The sequence below is a fragment of the Devosia submarina genome (assembly GCF_003056345.1).
Lineage (GTDB): Bacteria > Pseudomonadota > Alphaproteobacteria > Rhizobiales > Devosiaceae > Devosia > Devosia submarina.
This window is the reverse complement of sequence record NZ_PYWB01000003.1, coordinates 244,529-269,005: the sequence shown is the minus strand read 5'-3', so window position 1 is coordinate 269,005 and position 24,477 is coordinate 244,529. Positions and strand designations below refer to the sequence as shown.

The 24,477-nt window shown below is 59.8% G+C and carries 22 protein-coding genes; 13 read left to right on the top strand and 9 right to left on the bottom strand.

The features are described from left to right. Nucleotides 1-15 precede the first annotated feature (15 nt). From DDE77_RS05975 to DDE77_RS05965, 3 genes are all read left to right on the top strand, one after another. Nucleotides 16-759 (top strand): pyridoxine 5'-phosphate synthase, encoded by a 744-nt coding sequence (locus DDE77_RS05975; protein WP_108396521.1) that lies wholly within the window; start codon nt 16-18, stop codon nt 757-759. 296 nt (nt 760-1,055) lie between these two features. Further along, complete coding sequence (locus DDE77_RS05970; protein ID WP_108396520.1) at nt 1,056-1,670, top strand: NADPH-dependent FMN reductase; 615 nt, start codon at nt 1,056-1,058, stop codon at nt 1,668-1,670. Between the two features lie 156 nt (nt 1,671-1,826). After that, nucleotides 1,827-3,758 (top strand): potassium transporter Kup, encoded by a 1,932-nt coding sequence (locus tag DDE77_RS05965; RefSeq protein ID WP_108396519.1) that lies wholly within the window; start codon nt 1,827-1,829, stop codon nt 3,756-3,758. 14 nt (nt 3,759-3,772) lie between these two features. Here the strand turns inward: DDE77_RS05965 and DDE77_RS05960 are convergent, their stop codons facing one another. Next, nucleotides 3,773-4,204, bottom strand: a complete 432-nt coding sequence (locus DDE77_RS05960) for a hypothetical protein (protein ID WP_108396518.1) — start codon at nt 4,202-4,204, stop codon at nt 3,773-3,775. Nucleotides 4,205-4,285: 81 nt separating this feature from the next. Further along, complete coding sequence (locus DDE77_RS05955; RefSeq protein ID WP_108396517.1) at nt 4,286-5,413, bottom strand: NADH:flavin oxidoreductase/NADH oxidase; 1,128 nt, start codon at nt 5,411-5,413, stop codon at nt 4,286-4,288. Between the two features lie 135 nt (nt 5,414-5,548). Here DDE77_RS05955 and DDE77_RS05950 point away from each other — a divergent pair, with 135 nt between their 5' ends. Continuing rightward, on the top strand, nt 5,549-6,460 hold the full coding sequence (locus DDE77_RS05950) for a hypothetical protein (protein ID WP_108396516.1): 912 nt from the start codon (nt 5,549-5,551) through the stop codon (nt 6,458-6,460). Nucleotides 6,461-6,488: 28 nt separating this feature from the next. On the opposite strand, the gene DDE77_RS05945 is transcribed toward DDE77_RS05950, so the two are convergent. From DDE77_RS05945 to DDE77_RS05935, 3 genes are all read right to left on the bottom strand, one after another. Continuing rightward, the gene (locus tag DDE77_RS05945; protein ID WP_425430729.1) at nt 6,489-7,283 is read right to left on the bottom strand and encodes an SDR family NAD(P)-dependent oxidoreductase; all 795 of its coding nucleotides are present in this window, start codon (nt 7,281-7,283) and stop codon (nt 6,489-6,491) included. 46 nt (nt 7,284-7,329) lie between these two features. Then, nucleotides 7,330-8,532, bottom strand: a complete 1,203-nt coding sequence (locus DDE77_RS05940; RefSeq protein ID WP_108396514.1) for an HPP family protein — start codon at nt 8,530-8,532, stop codon at nt 7,330-7,332. Nucleotides 8,533-8,645: 113 nt separating this feature from the next. Next, nucleotides 8,646-9,035, bottom strand: coding sequence for a response regulator (locus tag DDE77_RS05935; protein WP_108396513.1), 390 nt, complete (start codon nt 9,033-9,035; stop codon nt 8,646-8,648). Between the two features lie 364 nt (nt 9,036-9,399). Here DDE77_RS05935 and DDE77_RS05930 point away from each other — a divergent pair, with 364 nt between their 5' ends. After that, nucleotides 9,400-12,225 carry a PAS domain S-box protein gene (locus tag DDE77_RS05930; protein WP_170116485.1) on the top strand — a complete coding sequence of 942 codons (2,826 nt, stop codon included), beginning with the start codon at nt 9,400-9,402 and terminating at the stop codon, nt 12,223-12,225. An 8-nt stretch (nt 12,226-12,233) separates the two neighbouring features. Here the strand turns inward: DDE77_RS05930 and DDE77_RS05925 are convergent, their stop codons facing one another. The 3 genes from DDE77_RS05925 to DDE77_RS05915 all read right to left on the bottom strand — a co-directional run bounded on the left by DDE77_RS05925 (nt 12,234) and on the right by DDE77_RS05915 (nt 14,978). Then, nucleotides 12,234-13,601 carry a sensor histidine kinase gene (locus DDE77_RS05925; protein ID WP_170116484.1) on the bottom strand — a complete coding sequence of 456 codons (1,368 nt, stop codon included), beginning with the start codon at nt 13,599-13,601 and terminating at the stop codon, nt 12,234-12,236. Then, the gene (locus DDE77_RS05920) at nt 13,598-14,152 is read right to left on the bottom strand and encodes a putative pterin-binding protein (RefSeq protein WP_108396511.1); all 555 of its coding nucleotides are present in this window, start codon (nt 14,150-14,152) and stop codon (nt 13,598-13,600) included. Before DDE77_RS05920 ends, DDE77_RS05925 begins: the two co-directional genes overlap by 4 nt. A gap of 226 nt (nt 14,153-14,378) precedes the next feature. Continuing rightward, on the bottom strand, nt 14,379-14,978 hold the full coding sequence (locus tag DDE77_RS05915; RefSeq protein WP_108396510.1) for an alpha-ketoglutarate-dependent dioxygenase AlkB: 600 nt from the start codon (nt 14,976-14,978) through the stop codon (nt 14,379-14,381). A 115-nt stretch (nt 14,979-15,093) separates the two neighbouring features. On the opposite strand from DDE77_RS05915, the gene DDE77_RS05910 reads away from it, so the two are divergent. The 8 genes from DDE77_RS05910 (at nt 15,094) to DDE77_RS05875 (ending at nt 23,082) form a co-directional block, all read left to right on the top strand. Beyond that, nucleotides 15,094-15,399, top strand: coding sequence for a hypothetical protein (locus DDE77_RS05910; protein ID WP_108396509.1), 306 nt, complete (start codon nt 15,094-15,096; stop codon nt 15,397-15,399). 134 nt (nt 15,400-15,533) lie between these two features. Then, the gene (locus DDE77_RS05905) at nt 15,534-17,243 is read left to right on the top strand and encodes a catalase (protein ID WP_108396621.1); all 1,710 of its coding nucleotides are present in this window, start codon (nt 15,534-15,536) and stop codon (nt 17,241-17,243) included. Between the two features lie 200 nt (nt 17,244-17,443). After that, a complete protein-coding gene (locus DDE77_RS05900) occupies nt 17,444-18,091 on the top strand; it encodes a TetR/AcrR family transcriptional regulator (protein ID WP_425430728.1) in 648 nt (215 codons plus the stop codon). A 23-nt stretch (nt 18,092-18,114) separates the two neighbouring features. After that, nucleotides 18,115-19,134, top strand: coding sequence for a ketol-acid reductoisomerase (gene ilvC / locus DDE77_RS05895; protein WP_108396508.1), 1,020 nt, complete (start codon nt 18,115-18,117; stop codon nt 19,132-19,134). 107 nt (nt 19,135-19,241) lie between these two features. Continuing rightward, nucleotides 19,242-19,706: a GFA family protein gene (locus DDE77_RS05890; RefSeq protein WP_108396507.1), complete on the top strand. Its 465-nt coding sequence runs from the start codon at nt 19,242-19,244 to the stop codon at nt 19,704-19,706. Between the two features lie 5 nt (nt 19,707-19,711). After that, the gene (locus DDE77_RS05885) at nt 19,712-20,212 is read left to right on the top strand and encodes a heme-degrading domain-containing protein (protein WP_108396506.1); all 501 of its coding nucleotides are present in this window, start codon (nt 19,712-19,714) and stop codon (nt 20,210-20,212) included. Beyond that, nucleotides 20,209-21,108, top strand: coding sequence for a PhzF family phenazine biosynthesis protein (locus tag DDE77_RS05880; RefSeq protein WP_108396505.1), 900 nt, complete (start codon nt 20,209-20,211; stop codon nt 21,106-21,108). Before DDE77_RS05885 ends, DDE77_RS05880 begins: the two co-directional genes overlap by 4 nt. A 414-nt stretch (nt 21,109-21,522) precedes the next feature. Next, nucleotides 21,523-23,082 (top strand): 2-isopropylmalate synthase, encoded by a 1,560-nt coding sequence (locus tag DDE77_RS05875; protein ID WP_108396504.1) that lies wholly within the window; start codon nt 21,523-21,525, stop codon nt 23,080-23,082. Between the two features lie 79 nt (nt 23,083-23,161). Here DDE77_RS05875 and DDE77_RS05870 read toward each other — a convergent pair whose 3' ends face one another. Further along, nucleotides 23,162-24,262, bottom strand: coding sequence for a pyridoxal phosphate-dependent aminotransferase (locus DDE77_RS05870; protein ID WP_108396619.1), 1,101 nt, complete (start codon nt 24,260-24,262; stop codon nt 23,162-23,164). Nucleotides 24,263-24,477: the final 215 nt, after the last annotated feature.

Sequence of the window (24,477 nt, the reverse complement as noted above, 5' to 3'; positions counted from 1 at the left end):
GAAAGAACCAAAAGCATGACCGTGCTATCCGTGAACCTCAATGCCGTGGCTCAATTGCGCAACCGGCGCAATCTGCCCTGGCCCAGCGTGGTTGGCATTGCGCGCGTCGTGCTGGATGCGGGTGCAAGCGGCATCACCATCCACCCTCGGCCTGACGAGCGGCACATTCGCAGGAGCGATGTGTTCGATCTAGCGGCGGTGTTGGCAGATGAGTACCCGGGCGCCGAGTACAACATCGAAGGCTTTCCGAGCGAGGATTTCTTCTCGCTGATCGATGATGTCAGTCCGCACCAGGTGACATTGGTGCCCGATGATCCCGCCCAGGCCACTTCGGACCACGGCTGGGATTTCGACAGACAGGGCGAGTTCCTCCTCGGCGTAGTGAAGCAGATCAGATCACCCGGGCGGCGCATTTCGCTGTTCTGCGATCCCGATGCGGGCGCAAGGGGCGTCGCAGCTGCCAAGCAGACCGGTGCGGACCGTATCGAGCTCTATACCGGGCCTTATGGCGGTTGCTATGCGGACCCTGAAAGGGCAAGGGTCGAGTTGGTGGCCTTGGCTGAAACGGCTCGAGCTGCCCAAGAGGCGGGGCTCGGTGTCAATGCAGGTCACGATTTGACGCTGAACAATCTGCCGGCATTTCAGGCAGCCGTTCCCGGCGTTGATGAGGTTTCGATCGGCCATGGCATAACTGCGGATGCCTTGCTTTGGGGCTTTGCCGAAGCAGTACGGCAATACCGGGGCGTTCTGGAAGGCTGATCACCAGTTTGCCCTTAGGCCCAGAATGAACTGCTTCGTCTCACGCACGTTGCCAATGTGTGCACCGATCTGATCGGTGTGTGAAAAGCGAACAGTGTGTCTTCGGCTTTTGACCGCTTGTTCGCTGGGGCTCCGCAAACCTCGCGACACACGAGCTTTCCTCGTCTTTTCCGATACTTACACCGATGTGCCCTAGGCGGGGCTGTGGTGCCGCAGAACAAAAAGGTGCCTCCTTGTTATTGGTATCAGGAGGCACTTAAATCGCCTTAGTTATTAAATGTTACCAAGAGGCTGGAATGTCTAAATTGAAGATTGCCGTAATTATCTCGTCTACCCGCGACAGCCGCTTCGGCGACAAGCCGGCGCAGTGGATCCTCGACAAGGCCAATGCGCGCCCCGAAATCGAAGCCGAACTGGTCGACATCCGGAGCTTTGATCTGCCCTTCTTCAACGAAATGGCGTCTAATCTTTGGATGCCGTCGAGCGACCCGCGCGCTGTTGCCTGGCAGAACAAGATTGGCGAGTTTGACGGCTTTATCTTCGTGCTTGCCGAATATAACCGTTCGATCACCGGCGCGCTGAAGAACGCGATCGATCAGGCCTACAATGAATGGAACCGCAAGCCCTTTGGTATTGTGGGTTATGGCTCGGTGGGTGCCACACGCGCAGCCGAACACCTGCGTGGTATTGGCGTTGAAATGCAGATGGTGTCCACGCGCTCGGCCGTCCACATCGGCGGCAGCGACTTCTTCGCCGTGCATCCGCTGGGCCAGCAGAACAAGGCCTTCAGCGAGATCGAAGGCTCGATCGGCCCAAGCGCTAACGACATGCTCGATCAGCTGATCTGGTGGGGCAAGGCAACCAAGTCAGCCCGTGAAGAATCTGCTGTTGCCGCACAGGCCGCCGAATAAACCTGCCCAAGACCTCCAAAATCTGGCAGATGGATGGGGCCTCTCCGCAAGGAGCGGCCCCAAGCCGTTTGAACCATTGCGAGGACAAGGTGTTGTATGGGGCATCGGCCGGGTGTATAGCGGCGCCCGCCCAAGTCCCATGAAAGCATCAGGTTCATGACGCAGACGAATACGGCCGGTACCCACAGCGCCGGTGTCGATGCGAGCCAGCTTCACCATCCTTCCTCCCGAAAAGATCTCTCCCTGTTGACACTTGGTGCCCTGGGCGTCGTCTACGGAGATATCGGTACCAGCCCGATCTACGCCTTCCGCGAGGCGATGCACATTCGCCCCGGAGCAAGCTCGACCAGTGCCGAGATCCTGGGGCTCCTGTCCCTGATTGTCTGGGCGCTGACACTGACGGTTGCGGTCAAATATGTGTTCTTTGTCACCAAGGCCGACAATAACGGCGAGGGTGGCACGCTCTCTCTGGTCGCCCTGGCGCGCAAGGCATTCACCAACGCTCCGGGCTGGGTGACTGGGCTCGGCGTTATTGGCGCTGCACTGTTTTTTGGCGATGCGATCATCACGCCTGCTGTTTCGGTGCTTTCGGCCGTTGAAGGGCTGGAAGTCGTCGCCCCTAGGCTTACCCGCTTTGTTATTCCGATTACGCTGGTGCTGATTGTCGGCATCTTTGCGGTGCAGCGATTTGGCACGGCCAAGGTGTCCATTGTGTTTGGTCCGATCACGGCAATCTGGTTCCTGGTCCTGGGTATCTCTGGTCTTGCCCATATATTGCAGTACCCGTCGGTCCTCCTGGCGCTCAATCCCTGGCTGGGCATCGAATTTCTGGCGACCCATGCAGGGCTTGCTTTTGTGGTTGCCGGTGCCGTGTTCCTTGCAGTTACCGGTGCCGAAGCTCTTTACGTCGATTTGGGTCATTTTGGACGCCGGCCAATTGTTCTGGCCTGGTTCGGGCTGGTGTTCCCCTGCCTGCTGCTCAACTATTTCGGGCAGGGCGCGTTCGTACTCAGCGTCGGGCCGGAAAATGTCGAGAGCCCGTTTTTCGAGATGCAGCCGGAATGGGCGCTGCTGCCCTTTGTTGGCCTGGCTACCATGGCTACGATCATTGCCAGCCAGGCGGTGATCTCGGGCATGTTCAGCTTGGCGCAGCAGGCCATCGCGCTCAATCTGCTGCCGCGCATGGTGGTGCAACACACTTCCGAAACCCAGAGCGGGCAGATCTACATGCCGCAGATCAACGCCATGCTGATGATCGGCGTGCTGGTCCTGGTGCTATCCTTCAGAACGTCCGCGGCCTTGTCACATGCCTATGGCATTGCTGTTTCTGGGGTCATGGTGGTGACGCTGATGCTCCTGGTAATAGTCATGTGGCGGAACTGGAAATGGCATCCGCTTGCCGTGATCGCCTTCGGCATCGTGTTCGGGACGATTGACGGCTTCTTTTTCGCCGCCAATGCGTCCAAGCTGTTTCAAGGCGGCTGGGTTCCGGCGCTGGTCGCGGCCGTGGTTGCGATCCTGATGGCGAGCTGGGTGGGGGGCCGCAAGCGGCTGGCGGAAAAAACGCGGCGCGACGAGGTTCCCTTGCAGTTCCTGGTCGACAATCTGTCCAAGAAAAAGCCGACCCTTGTTCCCGGAACGGCGGTTTTTCTGACCAGTGACATCGAGGGCGCGCCAACAGCGCTGCTCCACAGCCTCAAGCACTACAAGGTACTGCACGAGCAGAACGTTATTCTCACCGTGCGCACGTCAGTGTCTCCCCGCGTGCCGGACGACGAGAAGGTGACGATCGACGCCTATAACGAGTTGTTCAGCCGCGTCGTGGTGACCTTTGGCTATATGGAAACGCCAAACATTCCCAAGGCGCTGGCCCTTGGCCGCAAGCTCGGCTGGAAGTTCGACATCATGTCGACCTCGTTCTTCCTGTCCCGGCGCTCGCTCAAGACAGGTGCTAAGCCGGGTCATGTCCTGCGCTACTGGCAGGATCGCCTCTTTGCCCGGCTAGCGCGCAATGCCAGCGATGCGACCGAATACTTTCACATTCCAACAGGACGCGTGGTGGAGATCGGCACACAGGTCATTCTCTAGGGGCGGCGAAGCGATTAGGTTTCCATATCGGGGCAGACATAGGGAACTTTGGCAGAAACGAAGCGCTGTTCCTGCACCTGGCTGCCCAGCTTGAGACTCAGCACGAGTTCATCGTCGCTGACGCTGGCGATATCGGCGCTGATGGTCATGCCATCCTCGTCCCAACTGATCGCGTGCGGTGAAACCTGCTGCCATTTGGAGAGGCGGTAGGTTTCCCAGCAGCTGTCGCTCACAAGCGTGCCATCGGCTAGGAATATCTGCATGGGGCCAGGCAGCGCCTCGTCGGCATCGGATCGCACCCAGACCTTGTTGAGCAGGGGATTGCTGCGCTCGTGCTTGTCTACCTCGGAAGCTTTACTCTCTCGCGCCAAGGCAAGAGCGAGAGTGGCGCCGGTTCCAACACCCCACACACTCAGTAGCGCCAGGATTGCAGCCTTGGTATCCATTGGTGCTCCTCCATGCCGGCGCTATCTCACGGCCATTCGCAATGCCGAACTGGCATTGCGAATGCGGTATTTTTGAGGGCCTCAGCTGGCAAAGCCACGGCGCTTGAGTGAACGGTCCAGACCTTCAACGCGGTTGGTTTGCACAGGCCAGAGCGTGTAGCCCGTCTCTCCCAGTATGTGGTTGGCATGAAGGGCCCAGTTCGGATCGTCCAACGCGCCACGGGCAAGCGCCACAAAATCCGCCTCGCCTTTGGCGAGAATTGCTTCGGCTTCCTTGGCCTCATCAATCAAACCAACAGCAATGGTCGGGATATCCGCGCCCTCTCGCACAGCCTGCGCGAAAGGCACCTGATAGTGTGCAACAGGCGTAATCGCCCCCCCATCGAAGCCGCCGCTCGAGCAGTCGATTGCATCAACACCCAACGCCTTGAGTTCTCGGGCGAAGACGACGCTGTCTTCCACCTGCCAGCCGTCAGGCCGGTTATCACTGACAGAGATCCGAACGAGGAGTGGCTTGTCCTCGGGCCAGACAGCCCGTACGGCCTTGGTGACTTCCAGGGGAAGCCGCATGCGGTTTTCGCGACTTCCGCCATATTGGTCGGTGCGCTTGTTGGCGAGGGGAGACAGGAACTGGTTCAGCAAATAGCCATGCGCCGCATGAATCTCTACAATATCGAACCCGGCAGCGAGCGCCCGCAGGGCACCGGAAACGAATGCATCAACAATGCCCTTGATCCCATCGAGGTCGAGGGCGGCGGGCAGGGTAAAGCTTGGATCGCTGCTATGGGCCTCCGCTGATGGGGCAACGGGAGTCCATTCGGTATAGCCCACAGAAGCGCGCCCTTCGGGCGACTTGATGATCTCTCCATTCCAGCTTACCGGCGTTGACGCCTTGCGGCCCGCATGGGCCAGTTGGATGCCCGCCGCCGCCTTCTGGCTGTGGATGAAATCAACAATGCGCTTGAGCGGCGCGATATGTTCGTCCTTCCAGATACCCAGATCGCCATAGGTGATCCGGCCCTCGGCCGTAACACCGGTGGCTTCCAGAATCACAAGGCCAAATCCACCCATGGCGAACCGGCCGAGGTGAACGAGATGCCAATCATTGGCGAACCCATCAATGGCGGAGTACTGGCACATGGGGGCGACGACAGTGCGATTGCGCAGATCAAGGCTGCGCAAGCTGGCAGGCGAAAATAAATGGGACATGAATGCTCGGTTGTTCTTGCCTTAAGCTGGCTAACACCAAGATGCATATTCCGCACTCCATCGGCAAGTGCCGATGGAAGAACAGTCTGTTGCGCTGTGCGCATGCGGCATGATGATTTTGCGTAAGGGGCAGTCATGAAGGTAACGCTGGATTTGGACCTGCTGGTCAGCCAGGGCAAGCTGTCGACGTTGGAAGCCGAGCGGCTCAAATCCTATGCCTCGCAAGAGACCACCGCCCTTGGCAGCAATATCTTTCTTGCTTTCGGCATTGTTGCGGTGGTGATCGGGGCAGGGGTGCTGTTGCCCACACTGGAAACGGTTCTGGTGCTGGGTGGCCTGCTGTTTGCCCTTGGTTTTGGATTCCGGATCGGCAAGGTCGAGCGCTGGGCCTTGTTTGCTCAGATCGTGATGGTGGCGGGCGCATTAGCGCTTGGCGGAGCCATCATCGGATTGTTCGGGGGAAGCTTGCTGATCAAGCTTCTGCTCGCGGCGGGTCTGGCAATTGCCGCTATCGCCGCCATGTCGGGACTGCTGGCCAGCCTCTCCGTTGTTTCGCTTGGCGCTGCAATCATGACGGGAAGCGAAATGCTGGAGCCCAGCAGTTACCTTACGGTGACAATCGTCATCCTCTCAGCACTGGTGCTGGCGCTCTATATTGTTTCCCTGCGCCTGCAGCCGCTGCAGGAACGTCTCGCCATTGTCGCCATGCGGACGGCGATTCTAATGGTCAATGTTGCTTTCTACGCCGGAACCCTGTTCGGTGACAGCGTGCTTGGTTTGCCTAGCGAGGCCTTCACTGTCGTATGGGCTCTAGCGCTTGTGCTCTTTGGCACCTGGGCCGTATTTGCCGATCGCCGCTGGGTCGTGAATAGTGTTGCGGTTTTTGGCGCGATCCACTTCTTCACCCAATGGTTCATGGCCTTGGGTGCCCAGCCGTTTTCCATTCTGGTTGGCGGCTTGTTGCTGATCGGTTTTGGCTTGGCGCTAGCGCGCTTCAACCAGATGCAGCATGGGCGGCGCCATCCGCCCAGACCGCTGGAAGCATAAAGCCTCACCAGCGGCCCGAGTCAGTGTCCTAGGGCATCAACTGCCCACCATTAACCTCGATTGTTTGGCCAATGATGTAGCCGGACAAGCTCTCGGACGCGAGAAAGAGGTAAGCGCCGACGCAATCCTCGGCCACGCCGAAGCGGCCCTGCGGAATGGTGGCGAGCATGGCATCCATCTGCGCCTTGGTGGAATAACGCTCGTGGAACGGCGTCGTGATCACACCCGGCGCCACGGCATTGACCCGGATGCCGAAGGGGATCAACTCCTTAGCCATGCCGCGCGTCACATTGGCGACAAAGGCCTTGGACGAGCCATATAGGCCAGCACCGCCACCAGCGCCATTGCGCGCCGCGATGGACGTCGTGTTGATGATGAAGCCGCCATTGATCTTGAGATGCGGAATGGCGGCGTGGGATGCGGCCAGGACCGACCGGGCGTTCAGATCCATGATCTGGTCATAGAGTGCGCTGGTCCATTCCCCATAAGGCTGGCGAGCCACCATGCCGCCGGCATTGTTGATCAGGCCATCAAGCCGGCCGAACGCCTTTTGTGCCGCCCCGACCGCGCCAACGATTTCCGCCTCCTGCGAGGCATCGGCGCGTATCAACTCAACAGTGCCGCCGTTGTCGCGAATAGTTTTCGCGAGCGTCTCGGCCGCTTCAAGGCTTGCATTGTAGTGCAGACCGACGAGCGCGCCCTGCGCGGCGAAAGCAACAGCAAGCGCTGCGCCAATGCCCGTCGAGGCTCCGGTGATAAGCACGGCTTTGCCGGCGAGATCAGGTATTGCGAGCGCCTGGATGGCCATGGTCAGTTCTCCGATATTTTCTTGGTGAGATATCAATCGGCCCCAACGCGATTGCCACGTCTTATCTGCTGGCGGCTGCAGGCAAGGACGCCCCGGAAGGCTCATGCGCTGCAACGGCGAACATCGCTGCCATGATGTCGGATTGGGTCACCATGCCCACGACGCGTCCGTCCTCGTCCACCACAGGAAGGTGATGGAGGCCCTGGTCACTCATGAAGGGGACAAGCTGCGCAATGGGCGTTTCGGGCCGTGCCGCCTTGACCGGCGTGCTCATGATGTCCTCGACCCGCCCCCTGAGCGCACGGTCCGAATTGCCTATAGAGCGCAAGCGCCAACCCAGGCCAGAGCCCATGGCCGGCATGCCCCAGTCTGCCTTATCCAGCAGATCGGTCTGCGTCAGTATGCCAACAAGTTTGTTGTCAATGTCGATCACTGGCAAGGCCTTGATATGGTGCTCGCGCAGGTGACGCAGCGCTTCGCGCAAACTGGTTTTGGGTCCCACAACCTGCACGTCCCGGCTCATGACCTTGGCACAGTCTATTCCGCCGGACCGTCGATCATAGGCCCGCATCTCTGCGCGATGCAGAATGTCCTCGAGATCGTCGGTCGCAACAGGCAGAACCAGATCATATTGCGCCAGCACCGCATGGATATCGTCCTGCGTCACGCCCAGCCGCCCACTCGGCAGCGGGTCTGCCGTCCGGTGCAGGTTGCCCGGCGCCGGGGCAAGGTGGGGATAGCGCCGTCCTGTCAGATTGTTGAACAGCAGTGCCGCGGCGAGCAACAGCAAGGAATTGATCATCACCGGCCAGATCACGAACCAGAAGCCGGCCTCCTGGATCGCCTGTCCCCCCAGAACAGCCGTTAGAGCCACCGCCCCGCTAGGCGGATGCAGGCACCGCAGGGCCATCATCACGGCAATGGCAAGCCCTGCAGCCACGCCGGCGGCAATGACGGGCTCGCCAATAAAGCGCGCGCAGAGCACGCCGATCAGTGCGGCCAGGGTGTTGCCGCCAAGAATTGACCAGGGCTGTGCCAGCGGGCTGGTGGGCACGGCAAACAGCAACACGGCCGACGCGCCCATGGGGGCAATCAGCAGGGGAACATCGGGCGAGCGGCCCAGCGCAAGGCTCGCGACCGTGCCTGTGACGACGATACCGATCAGTGCGCCAATGGACGCACGCAGGCGCTCGCCAAGACTGACCGGGGCAAGTCTGGGTATGAGCCGCTTTACAAAGGGAAGAAGAGGGAGAGCGCTGGACATCGGCGCGCGGTGTAGCAGGGCAAGAGGCCGCCGCCAACAATTCCCCGCTGCTGTTCCCAGTTTTGCTTAATCGCAAAAAGCCGCGGCTAGGATCTTGGGCCGATCAGCTCTGGTCAGGCCGATGAACCGGCAGGCTTCGCGCCAATCATCTCGGCAACCATTACTGCCAGTTGCTCAAGGGCAAATGGCTTGAGCAGCATGACACTGCCTGGCACGCCACATTCGGACCAGTCGGCCGCCTTGTCGCCGCTGCAATAGATGACCGGCATTTCCGGCTCCAGGTCGCGCGCGCGATAAGCAACATCCCAGCCGGATAACAGCCCCGGCATCCGGATATCCGTAACCACCGCCTGAATATGGCTATGCTCATTCTCGAGCTTCTGGATCGCCGAAGATGCGTCGCCGGCACTGATCACGGTGAAGCCCGCATCGGTGAGCGTGTCCTCCAGCGCCATGGCCACCAAAGGTTCGTCCTCAACAACTAAAACGCGAATGTCGTGCATCTGTCACCTACCGCCAGGATGCATAAGCAACCAGCCCGAAAAGTCCAGCCTGTTCTGCCCGCAAATGAGCAGAACATGAGGACCGACGAAACCAGACCGAGTGCTGACCATAGAATCGCTGACCTTTCTGTCCTCTTTACGACAGGGCGCTAGCCAACTAGCTAGGAACCCTTCGTTTGCCGGTGAATTGTGTGTCCACTCGTTCGAACCGCGCCTGAGCCGTACGGTCGGTGACCGCAAAGCATCAAGTGCCAAGGAGTATGCCGTAGTGCATGATGTTGTAGCGGCTCCGCAGCCGGCGTGGAGTAGTTTGGCCGACCAATCGAACTGGCCGGAGCTACTTCGCAGTTATGCTGGAACGATGATGGCTGCCAGACAGGCGATGTTTATCGCCTGGGGGCCAGATCTGCAGTTCCTCTACAACGAGGCTTATGCTCCCATATTGGGCAAGCGGCACCCTGGCGCGTTCGGCCGGCCGTTCAAGGAAGTCTGGCACGACATCTGGCCGCAGATCGAGCCTCTGGTCGAGCTCACCATGGCAGGGGAGGCAAGCTGGTTCGAGGATCTCCTGATCCCGATGCATCGCAACGGGCATCGGGAGGAAGCGTGGTTCAGCTTCTCCTATACCCCGATCCGGCAGGGGGGCGAGGTAATCGGTATGCTGTGTGCAGCTACCGAAACAACGCGCACCGTGCTCTCGATCGGCGCTCAGTCCTTTCACCTGGACCTTGAATCGCGTCTGCGCGAACTCAGCGACCCGGAAGATATCATCAAGGTCAGTCAGGAGGCCTTGGGAAAGCATCTCAAGACCAGCCGCGTCGGCTATGGCGAGGTGGATGGGAGCGAGCGGTTTTTCACCACTGGCCTGAACTGGACCGATGGTAGTGTCGGTCACTACGAGGGCACGCATGATCTGGCGGCCTTTGGGCCTGAGATCCATGGTGCGCTACGGCGCGGCGAACCTCTCATCGTGCATGACGTGGCCACGGACCCTCGCACGTCATCCCCTGAGAGCTTGCAGGCCTTCGCCCATCTCGAAACAGCCTCGGTACTCACGGCTAGCCTGATCAAGTCCGGTCAGATGATTGCGGCGCTTTATATCCATAACCGGACGGCCCGTACCTGGACGCAGGCTGAAGTGCGGCTGGTTCAGGAAGTTGCCGAACGGACCTGGTCCGCCCTGGAGCGTGCCCGTGCCGAAGCAGCGCAGCGCATGAGCGAGGAACGGTTCCGCAAACTTTCCGAACTCTCGCCTGCCATTGTCTGGTTCGGCAATGCCGATGGCTCGCTCAGCTACCTCAACGAGCGCTGGACGGAGTATAGCGGCCAGCCCATGAGCGAGGCGCTGCCGCTGGGCTGGGTGGATGTTATTCACCCCGATGACATCGAACATTTGCAGGCTGTTTGGTCCGATGCGCGGGCGCGCTCCACATTTTATCAGTTGGAGGCACGCCTCAGACGCCATGACAGTAGCTTCCGGTGGTTTTTGATCCGTGCCGAGCCTGTTATCGCCGATGATGGCACAATGAGCTGGATCGGCTTCAACAACGACATCGACGACATCGTCCTTGCCCGGCAGGAGCTTGCCCAATCCCGGGCCGCCCTGGAGCTCGCCAATCGCGAGCTGGAAGCCAATGTGCAGGCACGAACGCGCGACCACGACCGCCTGTGGCGGATTTCCCAGGAGCTCATGCTTGTTGCCGACCTCGAGGGCAGGATCACTTCGGTGAACCCGTCTGCGTCCCGTTTGCTGGGCTGGAAAGAGGAGGAGATGGTCGGCCAGCTGCTGCTCGATTTCATCCACCCCGATGACTTAGCCAGTACGCTCGCCGAGGTGGGCAAGCTTGCACAGGGCCAAACCACGCTGGCTTTTGAGAACCGCTATCGGCACCGGGATGGTTCATACCGCAGCCTGAGCTGGACGGCCGTGCCATTCGAGAACTTCATCCATGCTGTTGGCCGCGACATTTCTGCCGAGCGCGAAGCTCGGGAGGCGCTGCAAAAGACCGAGGAGGCCCTGCGCCAGGCACAGAAGATGGAAGCCGTCGGGCAGCTCACCGGGGGCATCGCGCACGATTTCAACAATCTCCTGCAAGGCATTATCGGCTCGCTCGATATCATCCAAAGGCGCGTCGCGCAGGGAAGAACCGGCGAGCTCGACCGGTTCCTTAACGCTGCGACCACCACGGCCAATCGCGCCGCAGCGCTGACCCACCGGCTGCTCGCCTTTTCGCGCCGCCAGCCGCTCGATCCCAAGCCGGTCAAGGCCAATCAATTGGTCAGCCAGATGGAAGACCTGCTGCGTCGCACTATTGGGGAAAGCATCCAGCTTGAAATGGTGCTGGCCGGTGGGCTCTGGACAACAAAATGCGATCCTCACCAGCTTGAAAGCGCGATCCTGAACCTTTCGATCAACGCGCGCGACGCCATGCCAAATGGCGGCAAGCTCACGATCGAAACCTGCAACGCCCATCTCGACAATGCCTATGCCGCACGCGAGCGCGAGGTTAAACCGGGCCAGTACGTCTGTATTTCGGTGAGCGATACGGGTACTGGCATGGCGCCCGACGTCATATCCCGGGCGTTTGAACCGTTCTTCACCACCAAGCCGATCGGGCAGGGTACGGGCCTGGGGCTCTCCATGATCTATGGCTTTGCCCGCCAGTCGGAAGGCTATGCCAAGATCTACAGCGAAGTGGGGCAGGGAACGGCTGTTAAACTGTATTTGCCCCGGCATTACGGAGAAGGTGAAGAAAGCGAAGAGCTTCCCCAGATCACCGAGGAGCATCTGACCCAGCATGGGGAGACCGTGCTAGTGGTAGAGGACGAGCAGGTCGTGCGCGATCTGGTTGTCGAGGTACTCACCGAACTCGGCTACAACGCGATCGAGGCTTATGATGGCCCGTCCGGTCTTGCCACGCTGCAAAGCAAGCAGAAGATAGATCTCTTGGTTACAGACATCGGCCTTCCTGGCCTCAACGGCCGGCAGATTGCTGATGCAGGGCGGCAGCTGCGTCCCGGTCTCAAGGTCTTGTTCATGACCGGATACGCAGAAAACGCGACGCTCGCCTCAGGCTTCCTGGAGCCGGGCATGCAGATGATCACCAAGCCGTTCTCCATGGAGAATCTAGCGACCCGCATCAAGGACATGGTTGAGTCCGGCAGGGATGACCACACTGGCAAGCACTGATGAGTGGTCTAGCGCGCCTGGGAAGCCACCAGCACCGCGTGGACGGTCGGCTCAGGGGATCGGTAGGGCAAAACCAAGCTAAAGGTTGAACCCCTGCCTTCAATGCTGCGCACATCCAGGCGCCCGTCATGCAGGTCCATGATCTGTGACACGAAGTTCAACCCGATCCCGGTTCCCGGCACGCCTTCGGCGTTCCGGGCGCGGAAAAAGCGTTCGCTGATGAAGCCGATTTCGTCGGCTGGAATGCCAACGCCGAAATCTTGGACATGGATCGCCACCTCATTGCCCCGCCGTTCGCCACGCACGATAACGCGCGCACTTGAGGGTGAATATTTCAGCGCGTTGGAGACAAGGTTCTGCAAGGCCTGCTCGAGCAGGATATTGTCTACACTGACCAAGGCGGGCAGACCGTCCAACTGCAGCTCGATGCGGCCTTGATCTTCTTCAGGCTGGTTCTCGCATACGGACGCGATCAGCTGATGCACGTCATAGGGGCGGGGATTGTAGCCGATTTCGCCATCTTCCAGACGCGCCGCGTTCAGCGTGCTTTCCATCAGCCGCGTCAGCCGCTGGCAGGCATTGCGGATCTTGGTCGCCCGATTGGTTATTTCTTCGGCTGACATGGCCACGCCACGTCGGATCATGCGTTGTGAGCTGGCATCGATGATCGAGAGCGGCGTGCGGAACTGGTGCGAGACGACGGATGTAAAGGCACGATGCAGCCGCGAGACCTCCCGCTCGTGCTCCAATGCAGCCTCCGCATGGGCGACGCTGCGCTGTCCGCGCACCACGATGATGGCCACCAGCACTCCCGCTACCAAGGTTGCGACGAGATAGCCTAACACCTCAAGCAGGATCTGTTTCCGCTGCGCTATGACGTTTTCCTGCCGGTTGCGACCATCCAGCATGCCGGCATTGGCCAGATCGCGCATGGTTTGCGCGATTGCTTCGGCGGTAGCGTGAAGTTCGGTGATCCCGGCGGTGTTATCGGGTGTGAGCGTCTCGAGCGCCGCCCTTTGCTTGTCCAGCATGGGACGCAGGGTCGCGACCTCGTCTTCAAAGCCCATAGCCTCGGCGCGACGAAAAACCTGACCCTGTTCGAACAGGTCAACGCGGCTGTCTAGCAGGTCGAGGCGCAGGACGAGCTCGTCAAGCGGGACGCGGTTGGATTCATACAGAAGCGCCGTACCCGCCAGGCGCATGGCTTCATACTGCCCTTGGCTCGAAAACCAGATCACGCCTTCCGAAAGCCCTCCACTAAGCCGGCTTTCATTGAGCGCCAAGCGCGTGACAGCCGCCAGGAGCAGGGCAAATAGAACGGTCAGCGTAAGGGCAGCGGCAAGAAACGGCCGCGACAACCACGGCCGGGTGTTCATTGAACTTCTAAAGCCTTGAGCTGCCAAACCCATCGCTCGCTGATGCGACGCTCCTGCAGTTCTGGATGATCATCGCGTGGGTACACGATCCAGACTGGTCCCTTGTCGCTGACGCGCATCTCCTCGCCGTTCATCTCGGTAGCGAGGAGCACGTCATAGTTCTGGAAATCATCCATCGGAATGGAAACGGTGTAGTCGTTGAGCGCAGTCGCAACAACCATAGTGCCTTGGGCGCCGAGGCGGTCGAACAGCGTTTTCGCCAAAACACCCTTGAACACCTGCTCGCCGTCCGTCCACGGTGTGGTTGTCTTGAGCTCCGTCGTGCCCAGATCGCCAAACATCTGCCGATCAAAGGCAGAGCCGTTGTCCCCATTGGTGATCGCAATATTGCCGGTCACGGTCAGGATAAGCGGCCCTTCCAGCGCTGGCAGTGGCTCCAGATCCTGCCCCAAGGCTGGAGCGATCAACAGGAGGGCAGGAGCGATGCAGGCCAAAGCCAGCCAATGTCCAAGGCTTGCGCGTGCAGAATACAGAACCGGAGCCCAATTCATCAAAGACACAGCGTTCGCCTCAGCAATTATCAAGAGCAAAAAACCACGATATACAGGCCCTACTTCAGGAGCCATGAAGAAGCTTAGATTCGGCCAAAGCACTCGTGAAGTGTTCACCTGCGCCAATCCCACACCAATCTGGGTGCGAGCTGCTTTTTCCCCCGAACTCTTGGCAGGTGTCGCTTAGACCCTCGGCGGGGAAATCGCCCCACCCATTTAGGGCGGGTCAAGAATTTCTCGAGAAGCTTTGCGCATCGCCATGCAGTTGTCGAAAGGTGATGGAGAACCGCAATTGCTCAACTGGCGGAATGGAATGTTCCCATTCGTGGCGCGCAGGTCCGGACAGCACATACACTGAGCCAGGTTCTGCTTTAACCGACACGCGCTCCCATTTGCCTGCGAGTTTGCGCCGCAGGCGAAAATTGCAAGCGGACAGAAGCGACACGCCCACAATGGTGCCGAACACTGACTTGTCCTTGTGCCAGCCGATCGGTGCTTCCGGACCATACTCAGTCACAAGCGCCTGCTGTAGCTGCTCGGTCGCTATACCCGCAAACGCTGCAGCAAGTTCCCGCACAGGCAGCAAGAAGCTGGGCATCGGCTCTGCCGGAACCAGGCTTTCCTTGGAAAAGTCGTAGCGCCAGCCAAACGAAACCACGCGCCTCTTGCCCTCGAAACCATGAAAGTCGAAGGCGCGGAAAGGCAGCTGCCGAATTTTGCTCAACAGTTCATCCTGCATCGCTGGCGGGATAATTTCACGCGAATAACGGAAGCCCTCCGGAAGCGAGGGTTCGGGCGCTGCAAACAGGTCAGGCTGAAATGTCATCGACTTGCCTATCAAAGTCTGCCGCGGTGAGCCGCACATCGCCAGCATCAACCTTCATGGAGTGAACCCTTCCGGCCCACCGCCGTTCCCTAGGGACCAATTTAGGGGAGTGCCCATGACGGAAGATGATCTCAAGATGCAGTTTGAACTCGTGCGGCAGTCCATCGGCACATGGTCCGCCGATGCCGCTCATTTCGTCGGCACGGGCAGCGAGGCACGCCAAATTGGCACCCATGACACCGACCAGATAGCCGCTGCTGAACGGACGCTGGAGGCTATCAGGTTGGAACGGAAAGCCCTAGCCGACGCCTCTGCCTCTGCGCCTGTTCGATCCGATGATCTGGCGCGCGGCATAGAGATCGCCCTCAATGAACTGGACCTGCTTGAGCGCGACATCGGCGCCGCTCTTGATCAAATGTGATAGGGGTTTAACACTGGCCTCGGCACCCGGTGCTGCGTTAGCACCGACAGACGACCTGCACTGATCCGCTCGAAAACGCGGCTATGCAGCTGCAGGATTTCGCTCAGGCACCAACAAGCTTCAAGGAGAATGACGTGGCTGACAAGAACAAGGACGCAACCAGCTCCTCGGATCGCACCCTCACAAATCGGCAGGGGCATCCCATCACCAACAATCAGTCCCAGCGAACGGTGGGCAGCCGTGGGCCGGCAACGCTCGAGAACTACCAATTTCTCGAAAAGATCACCCATTTTGACCGCGAGCGCATCCCCGAGCGCGTCGTGCATGCCCGCGGTTTCGTGTGCTATGGCGAGTTCGAGGCGACCGGCAAGATCGGCGACGAACCCGCATCGAAATACACCCGTGCCAAGCTGTTCCAGCAGCCTGGCAAGAAGACGCCGCTGGCGATCCGATTTTCAACCGTGATTGGCGGCCGCGATTCCTCCGAAGTCGCGCGCGATCCACGCGGCTTTGCCGTCAAGTTCTATACCGAGGACGGCAATTGGGACCTCGTGGGAAACAATCTCGCGATCTTCTTCATTCGGGACGCCATCAAGTTCCCCGACGTCATCCATTCGCTTAAGCCAGATCCGGTGACTTTCCGGCAGGAGCCAAACCGCATTTTCGACTTCATGAGCCAGACGCCCGAGTCGATGCACATGCTGACTCATCTGTTCAGCCCGCGCGGCATTCCGGCGAGCTACCGCCACATGGAAGGCTTCGGCGTCAACACCTACAAAATGGTCAATGCCGAAGGTGGCACGGTTCTGGTGAAGTACCATTTCCATCCGCGCTGTGGCCTTGCGAGCCTCACGGCCGAAGAAGCCGGCAAGGTGCAGGGACAAGATCTGGGCACCGCCTCCAAGGACCTCTACGAGGCCATTGAGCGTGGGGAATATCCACAATGGGATATGTTCGTGCAGATCATGGAGGACCACGAGCATCCTGAACTCGATTGGGATCCGCTGGACGACACCAAGATCTGGCCGGAAAAGGATTTCCCGCTGCGCCATATCGGCGTCATGACGCTAAACCGCAATGTGCAGGACCATTTCAACGAGAACGAGCAGATCGCCATGGGCACTGGCGTTCTGGTGGATGGCCTGGATTTCTCCGACGACAAGATGCTGGTCGGCCGTACCTTCTCCTATTCGGACACCCAGCGCTATCGCGTCGGCACCAACTACCTACAATTGCCGGTCAACCAGGCCAAAAACGCCAAAGTGGCCACCAATTTGAACGGTGGTCAGATGTCGTATGGCCGCGATTTGGCGCCCGGGCAGAACCCGCATGTCAATTTCGAGCCGTCGATCCACAATGGCTTGCATGAGGCTCAGCGCGAGGAGCCCCAGAACGCGCCGGAAATTCATGGCCGGCTGACGCGCAGCGTCATCGAGCGCCGCAATGACTATGTCCAGGCTCGTGGCCGATATTGCACCATGATGGATTGGGAGCGCGACGACCTCGTGCTCAACATGGGCACGCTGTTGGCCGATTGCGAACGGGACATCCAGGAGCGTATGCTTTGGCACTTCCTGCTGGTGCATGATGACTACGGCAATCGCGTGGGTCAGATGCTGGGCATCACCGCTGATCAGGTCAAGCACCTGCCGCCCCTGCCCAAGCAGGTCCTCACCGACGAAGACCAGCGGCGTCTGCAAAACCTTGGCCGAAACGGCGACAAAATCGACCCCTCTGTCTGGGGGCAGTGGACCAGCTCGGTCAAGAACCACAAGGCTTCCGCCGAAGAGATTTTGGGCGGCAAGCTGCCGATGGGTGAAGCCAACGCTAAGGCGGCCGAATAGCCCAGGACCAAGGGTGGATGTAGGCGAGCTGAGATAGTCAAGGTTCACCCATCTTCACCTGAACATGCAGAAGCGCCACAAGGCGCTTCTGCTCCTCACCAGCAATGTGCCACGCTTGATAAATTAGGCTTGCTTGGAACCGTACCGTACGGTACGGCTGCCGCTGACGCATCAGGAAGCGTTTGCGGAGACTGCAGATCGTGCCAGTGACCATCAAGGTCAACGAAGAGGTTTTCACGCCGCGCCAGCAGGCAGTGCTGACGGCTGCGCTGGACCTCCTTGTGGAGAATGGCGACGGTCTGACCATGACGGCCGTTGCGCGCCGCGCCTCCTGCTCCAAGGAAACGCTCTACAAATGGTTCGGTGATCGGGACGGGCTGCTCACTGCAACGGTCCAGTGGCAGGCTGCAAAGGTGCGGATGCCGCAAGTTTCACGCACCGGGCTCACGGCCAAGACGCTACGCCTCAGCATCGAACAATTTGCGCGTGACCTTTTGACGGTCATCACCGGCGAAGTCTCCATCACGCTCAACCGCACTGCGGTAACCCATGCGGCCCAGGAGAAAGACAGCCTGGGCATCATCGTTCTCGAGAACGGCCCCCTCGCCATCCGCCGCAGGCTCAAGCCCATCCTGGAGGCCGGCCGCGATGCACGCCTCCTGCGCTTTGACTCCAGCGAGGATGCCTATCGCACGTTTTTCGGCCTTGTGGTCCGCGACGTGCAGATTCGCCTATTGCTGGGCGACAAATCGCTGACCCAATCCAATGTGACCGACAATATCGAGGCCGACGTGAAGGCCGCGACCGACCAGTTCTTCGCCCTTTATGGGGCGAAAGCCACCGTATAACAGCCATTCTCAGGGAGAAACCCATGCGCGTTTACTACGATCGGGATGCCGATCTCAACATCATCAAGTCCAAGAAGGTCGCGATTGTCGGCTATGGCTCGCAAGGCCACGCCCACGTGCTGAACCTGCGCGACTCAGGCGTTACCGACGTCGTCGTCGCCCTGCGTCCAGGCTCCCCATCGGCAAAGAAGGCCGAGGGCGAAGGCCTCAAGGTGATGAGCGTTGCCGAGGCTTCCGCATGGGCTGACGTCATCATGATGCTCACCCCTGACGAACTCCAGGCCGACATCTACAAGCAGCACATCGAGCCAAATATCCGCGACGGCGCCGCTCTGGCCTTCGCCCACGGTCTCAATGTGCACTTCAACCTGATTGAGCCAAAGTCTACGGTCGACGTGATCATGATCGCGCCAAAGGGCCCTGGCCACACCGTGCGTGGCGAATACCAGAAGGGTGGCGGCGTGCCATGCCTGATCGCCGTGCATCAGGACGCTTCGGGCAATGCCCATGACATCGCGCTCGCCTATGCATCGGGCGTCGGCGGCGGCCGTTCCGGCGTTATCGAAACCAATTTCCGCGAAGAATGCGAAACCGATCTGTTCGGTGAGCAGGCCGTGCTCTGCGGCGGTCTTGTTGAGCTGATCCGCGCTGGCTTCGAAACGCTGGTGGAAGCTGGCTACGCCCCCGAAATGGCCTATTTCGAGTGCCTCCATGAAGTGAAGCTGATCGTCGACCTGATCTATCAGGGCGGCATCGCTAACATGAATTACTCGATCTCCAACACGGCCGAGTGGGGCGAATACGTTACTGGCCCACGCATCATCACCTCGGAAACCAAGGCCGAGATGAAGCGCGTGCTGCATGACATTCAGTCTGGCAAGTTCACCGCCGAGTGGATGCAGGAAATCAAGGCTGGCGGTTCCCGCTTCAAGGCGACCCGTCGCCTCCATGACGAGCACCAGATCGAGGAAGTTGGCGAAAAGCTGCGCGACATGATGCCTTGGATCAAGGCTGGCGCGCTGGTTGACAAGGCCAAGAACTAAAGCCATTGGCAGAATAGAGCAGGGGTCCTTCGGGGCCCCTGTTTGTTTAGGGCCAAGCTGCGCTACAAGCACGGCGGAAATGTTGTTCGAGTCGCGAGGGGGGTGCGATGAGCTTGCCTGATTTTCCCGTTGAGGGCGGCTGCCAATGTGGCGCTGTTCGCTATCGGCTGATGCACAGCCCGCTCAGCGTCTACAATTGTCATTGCAAGGATTGTCAGCGCTATTCGGGTGCGGGTTGGTCCATGTCCATGGTTGTTGCGGATCACAGTTTCGAACGCATCAGCGGGCACACCGTGCACTATGATCGTCTTGCCGACAGTGGCAATTTCATCCGCATGAACTTTTGTGCACATTGCCGCAACTGGATCTGGAACGACCCGCCTGCCCCTGGCATCAAGATCGTTCGCGCCGGAACACTGGACGATCTCGACTGGGCCGCCCCGGTCGGCAATATCTGGACAGATAGCAAGGCGTCCTGGGTCGAGATGGACGTTGACCTTGTCAACTTCACCAAGGGCGCCGCGGATCGCACTCCCTTATACAAGGCGTGGGCACGTTCCCATCAGGATTGAGGATCATGGCTGTTAGTGACGATATCGCACTGGTGAAACACCAGGAGCAGGCGCTGGTGCTTCCCCTGTTCGACGAAGATGTTGCTTTCGAGCTGGGCAGCGCCGTCCGCGCTCGGGCGCTCGCCGAAGGTCTGAGCCTTGTGGTCGATGTTCGCACCTGGGACCGGCAGCTGTTTTTTGCTGCCACCGCCGGCACGAATGCGGATAACAGCGAGTGGGTGCGCCGCAAGATCAATACGGTGCGCCGCTTTGGCCGCGCCAGCTATCGCATGGTGCTGGAGCGCGGCGAGGTGCCGTTCTCGCCACAATCGGGCGCTGATCCGGCTGACTACGTCATTGCAGGCGGTGGCTTTCCCATTCGCGTCAAGGGCGCGGGGATTATCGGTTGCCTTACCATATCCGGGCTTCCCGGGCGCGCTGATCATGGTGTTGCCGTTGCCGCCCTGGCCGTTCACCTCGGCTTCGTACCCGAAGACTTTGCACTTCCAGCCGAGGCAACGCCATGAAGCTCGACTATCTGCTGATGGACGTTTTCACCCGCGAGCCGCTCAAGGGCAACCAGCTGGCCGTTGTGCCCAAGGCCGATGGGCTGCTCGATGATGAGATGCAGGCTATCGCGCGCGAATTCAATCTGAGCGAAACCGTGTTCATCCTCAAGCCCAAGGCCGATCGCAACACGGCAGAGGTGCGCATCTTTACCCCCTATACCGAATTGCCATTTGCAGGGCACCCAACCATTGGTGCGGCCGTTGCCCTGGGGCTGCAGAACAAGGTGAGCGCCGTTCGGCTTGAGGAAAAAGTGGGGCTTATCACCGCGCTCTTCGAGAAAACCGACAGATGCTCCGGCGAAGCCCGCTTCGCCTTGCCGCGCCTACCGTCCCGTGTCGCTGATCTTAGCGACAAGCTGGGCATAGCCCAGGCGCTGGGCATCGAGGTGGAAGATATCGGCTGCGATGTCTACAAGCCCGCTGTGTTTTCCGCCGGCGTGACCTTTCACCTTGTGCCTGTTCGCAATGCGGAGGTATTGCGCCGGGTGCAGGTCAATTCCGCCTTGTTCAACAAGGTTTTTCACCACGATCATAACTCGGCCTATATCTTTACGCTCACGCCCGAAGAGCCCAATAACGACATTGCTGCGCGCATGTTCGGGATGAACCTTGGGGAGGACCCTGGCACAGGTTCAGCCGCCGCCGCGCTGATCGGACTCCTTGCCGAAGAAGCTCTCTCGACTGACCAAGCCGATTATGTGCTCCGCCAAGGCCATGAAATGGGCCGCCCGTGCCGCATTACCCTCCAGTTCCGCAGGGATCACGAGGTGCTGATTCATGGCGGCATCGGGGGGCATGCGGTAATCATCGGGGAGGGGACTTTGGATTTGGGAACTGAAAGCAAACCCCAGTAGCTCCTATCGAACCACGAGGGCGTACCCGCTATGGTGCCACGACCTCGTCCTTCGGCAGGCTCAGGATGAGGTCTAATGGTATCGAAGGCAAAAACTTCACCCTCTTGCTGCCCCCGCACTTGCAACCGCCAGCACTTTGTCGCATTCTCCCCGCGCAAATCGAGACCGCATCCATGCAGCGCACAAGCGCACAAGCCAAAGCAATCAGCCAGCGTGAGGCCCTCCGGGCCCGCCTGACCCTTGCGGCTGCCATGCTGCTGCTTCCGGCTGCGCTCCTTCTTCTTCTTATCAGCCCCTGATCACCGGCAGCTCGATTATGCGAGCGGGTCGTCAGGGGATAACGCCATAAGCCGAACATTTAATGTCCGGCCTCACGAGAGCTTTGCTCCGGGCCGTTCGATAGGAAACAAGACCATGTCTGCTGCTACCGATACCAACAAAGACCGTGTATTCATTTTCGACACCACGCTGCGCGACGGCGAACAATCGCCCGGCGCTACCATGACGCTGGAAGAAAAGCTGCAGGTCGCCGAAACGCTCGACGACATGGGCGTCGACATCATCGAGGCCGGCTTCCCCATTGCCTCCAATGGTGATTTCGAAGCTGTGGTGGCCGTAGCCAAGCAGGTCAAGCGCGCCACGGTTGCAGGGCTGGCCCGCGCCATCACCGCTGATATCGACAGGGCGGGCGAAGCCGTTCGTCATGCCCGCCGGGGACGCATCCATACATTTGTTTCAACCTCGCCCATTCATCTGGCCCATCAGATGAAAAAGACCGAGGACGAGGTGATCGAGATCATCTCGCGCACCGTTGCCCAGGCGCGCAACCTCATCGACGACGTTGAATGGTCCGCCATGGACGCAACGCGCACACCCCTGGAATTCCTCAAGCGCTGCGTCGAGGCCGCGATCAAGGCCGGCGCTACCACCATCAATCTGCCAGACACCGTGGGCTATGCCGTGCCGGACGAGCACGAGGCCATGTTCCGCACGATCATCACCTCCGTGCCGGGCGCCGACAAGGCGATCTTCTCGGCCCACTGCCACAATGATCTTGGCCTGGCCGTCGCCAATTCGCTGGCCGCTGTTCGTGGTGGCGCGCGGCAGGTTGAATGCACCATCAATGGATTGGGCGAGCGCGCCGGCAATGCTGCGCTCGAAGAAATCGTCATGTCGCTGCGCACGCGCGGCGATGTCATGCCCTATCAGACCGGCATCGAAACTACCCATTTGGCCCGCGCCAGCCGCATCGTTTCGGCTGCAGCCAATTTCCCTGTGCAGTTCAACAAGGCAATCGTGGGCAAGAATGCTTTCGCGCACGAAAGCGGCATCCATCAGGATGGCATGCTCAAGAATGCCGAGACATATGAAATCATGACCCCGGCGAGCGTCGGCATCAAGGCCACGACCCTGGTCATGGGCAAGCATTCGGGTCGCGCGGCCTTCAAGGACAAGCTCAAGGAACTCGGTTACGAGCTGGGCGACAATGCCTTCCAGGAAGCCTTTGTGCGCTTCAAGGACCTCGCCGACCGCAAGAAACACGTTTATGACGCCGATATCGTCGCGCTGGTCGATGACGAAGTGGGGTCGGTTGGGGATCGGATCCGCCTTGTCGACATGGAAGTGGTCAGCAAGACCGGCGGCATGCACCGCTGCGATCTGACTCTCTCCATCGACGGCGAAGAATCCTCCGTTTCCTACGAGGGCACCGGCTCAGTAGATGCGATCTTCAACGCCATCAAGCAGGCCGTCGGCCAGCAGCCTCATCTGGTGCTCTATGCCATCGACGGCGTCACCGGCGGCACCGACGCGCAGGCGAGCGCCCATGTGCGCCTTGAAATGAACGGCCGCATCGTTTCAGGCAATGCCGCAGAGCCCGACACGCTCGTCGCCTCTGCCCGCGCCTATCTCAACGCCTATAACCGCCTGCTGATCGACCGCGGCGCGGCAGCCCAGGGGGCCATGGCTGGTTGATAGCTTCGTTGCAATTGCCGATCGGCCCCGAGCCGGTCGGCAAATGCATCAGCTTCGCTTGCTGACCAGGATTCTTGGACTAGAGCGCCGCTAGCACCTTAGCCAAGGCCTCGTCCAGCAAGCGCCTGTCACCGTCCGTTCCCGCACTCACGCGAATGCACTGGTTCAATCCCGGTGCCGCAGGCTTGCGCACAAAAACGCCTTGCGCCGCGAGCCCGTCGAGAATGGCCTGCGCATAGGACGCATCGCGTCCGCAGTCGATGGCAATGAAATTAGTAGCGGTCGGCAGAGGCATCAGCCCATGCCGGCGGGCGATCGCTGCTGTATCCGTCAGCGCTTCGCGCACTGCTTGCAGCGAAGCCTGCAGATGCTCCTGGTCCGCCAGCGCGGCAATAGCTCCGGTCTGGGCGATGTTGCTGATGCCGAAGTGATTACGGATGCGGTTAAAGGCGGACACGCTCTCCGCTTCCCCGAACACATAGCCGACGCGCGCACCAGCCAGCCCATAGGCCTTGGAAAATGTGCGCATGCGCAAAAGATTGGGCTGCTTCAGATCGATGGGCGGCAGAGTTCCTTCCGGAGCAAATTCACCATAAGCCTCGTCGAGGATGATCATGGTGCTTTCGGGCACAGCATCAATGAAACGCGCGACGGAATCGGCGTCCCACCAGCTGCCCATCGGATTATCCGGGTTCGCCAGGTACACCATGGCGGCCCCAGTCTCTCGAGCCGCCGCTGCAAGCCCATCGATATCCTCGCGCGTGCCCACATAGGGTACGGTATGCATGCGCGCCCCATACCCCGCGATATGGTAGTTGAAGGTTGGATAGCCACCCAGCGAGGTCACCACGGTCGACCCTGGCGCGGCATAAATCCGAACAGCCATGCCCAGAATTGCGTCCACACCTTCACCGGGCATGACATTGCCCGCAGGTATTCCCAGATGCGCGGCAATCGCTTCGCGCAGGTCATGGTTCTCCGGATCGCCATAGTGCCACGTATGCCGAGCCGCCTCTTGCATCGCCGCCAGCACGGAAGGCGCCGGCCCAAAAGGATTTTCGTTGGCGCCAATGCGCGCCAGGGTCGGTATGCCGTCCCGCCGCACAATGGCTTCAGGGCCAACAAAGGGCGTTGTTTCAGGCAGGGCGGCAACAATGGGGGATAGAGCGGGACGGGGCAAGGCAATCACTCGCGTTGGAGTCGCCCGAATGGGGCAGTCGCCCTATGGATGCCAAGCCAGCACCGTCGTGGCAAGCGCGACAACACGATCTTCTGCACAGCTGGCATTTGTCCCCAGATGGCGCAAACTGCGGTCGCCCGGGGGGATATGGCCGCAATATACATGGACGTTATTTGCGGAAAATTGCATGCACCTTGGTAAGGTTCTCGAAGGCA

Excerpts from the sequence above, each read along its gene's own strand:
- DDE77_RS05975 (WP_108396521.1), top strand. The coding sequence starts at position 16 with ATGACCGTGCTATCCGTGAACCTCAATGCCGTGGCTCAATTGCGCAAC.
- DDE77_RS05970 (WP_108396520.1), top strand. The coding sequence starts at position 1,056 with ATGTCTAAATTGAAGATTGCCGTAATTATCTCGTCTACCCGCGACAGC.
- DDE77_RS05965 (WP_108396519.1), top strand. The coding sequence starts at position 1,827 with ATGACGCAGACGAATACGGCCGGTACCCACAGCGCCGGTGTCGATGCG.
- DDE77_RS05960 (WP_108396518.1), bottom strand. The coding sequence starts at position 4,204 with ATGGATACCAAGGCTGCAATCCTGGCGCTACTGAGTGTGTGGGGTGTT.
- DDE77_RS05955 (WP_108396517.1), bottom strand. The coding sequence starts at position 5,413 with ATGTCCCATTTATTTTCGCCTGCCAGCTTGCGCAGCCTTGATCTGCGC.
- DDE77_RS05950 (WP_108396516.1), top strand. The coding sequence starts at position 5,549 with ATGAAGGTAACGCTGGATTTGGACCTGCTGGTCAGCCAGGGCAAGCTG.
- DDE77_RS05940 (WP_108396514.1), bottom strand. The coding sequence starts at position 8,532 with ATGTCCAGCGCTCTCCCTCTTCTTCCCTTTGTAAAGCGGCTCATACCC.
- DDE77_RS05935 (WP_108396513.1), bottom strand. The coding sequence starts at position 9,035 with ATGCACGACATTCGCGTTTTAGTTGTTGAGGACGAACCTTTGGTGGCC.
- DDE77_RS05930 (WP_170116485.1), top strand. The coding sequence starts at position 9,400 with ATGGCTGCCAGACAGGCGATGTTTATCGCCTGGGGGCCAGATCTGCAG.
- DDE77_RS05925 (WP_170116484.1), bottom strand. The coding sequence starts at position 13,601 with ATGAACACCCGGCCGTGGTTGTCGCGGCCGTTTCTTGCCGCTGCCCTT.
- DDE77_RS05920 (WP_108396511.1), bottom strand. The coding sequence starts at position 14,152 with ATGAATTGGGCTCCGGTTCTGTATTCTGCACGCGCAAGCCTTGGACAT.
- DDE77_RS05915 (WP_108396510.1), bottom strand. The coding sequence starts at position 14,978 with ATGACATTTCAGCCTGACCTGTTTGCAGCGCCCGAACCCTCGCTTCCG.
- DDE77_RS05910 (WP_108396509.1), top strand. The coding sequence starts at position 15,094 with ATGACGGAAGATGATCTCAAGATGCAGTTTGAACTCGTGCGGCAGTCC.
- ilvC (WP_108396508.1), top strand. The coding sequence starts at position 18,115 with ATGCGCGTTTACTACGATCGGGATGCCGATCTCAACATCATCAAGTCC.
- DDE77_RS05890 (WP_108396507.1), top strand. The coding sequence starts at position 19,242 with ATGAGCTTGCCTGATTTTCCCGTTGAGGGCGGCTGCCAATGTGGCGCT.
- DDE77_RS05885 (WP_108396506.1), top strand. The coding sequence starts at position 19,712 with ATGGCTGTTAGTGACGATATCGCACTGGTGAAACACCAGGAGCAGGCG.
- DDE77_RS05880 (WP_108396505.1), top strand. The coding sequence starts at position 20,209 with ATGAAGCTCGACTATCTGCTGATGGACGTTTTCACCCGCGAGCCGCTC.
- DDE77_RS05875 (WP_108396504.1), top strand. The coding sequence starts at position 21,523 with ATGTCTGCTGCTACCGATACCAACAAAGACCGTGTATTCATTTTCGAC.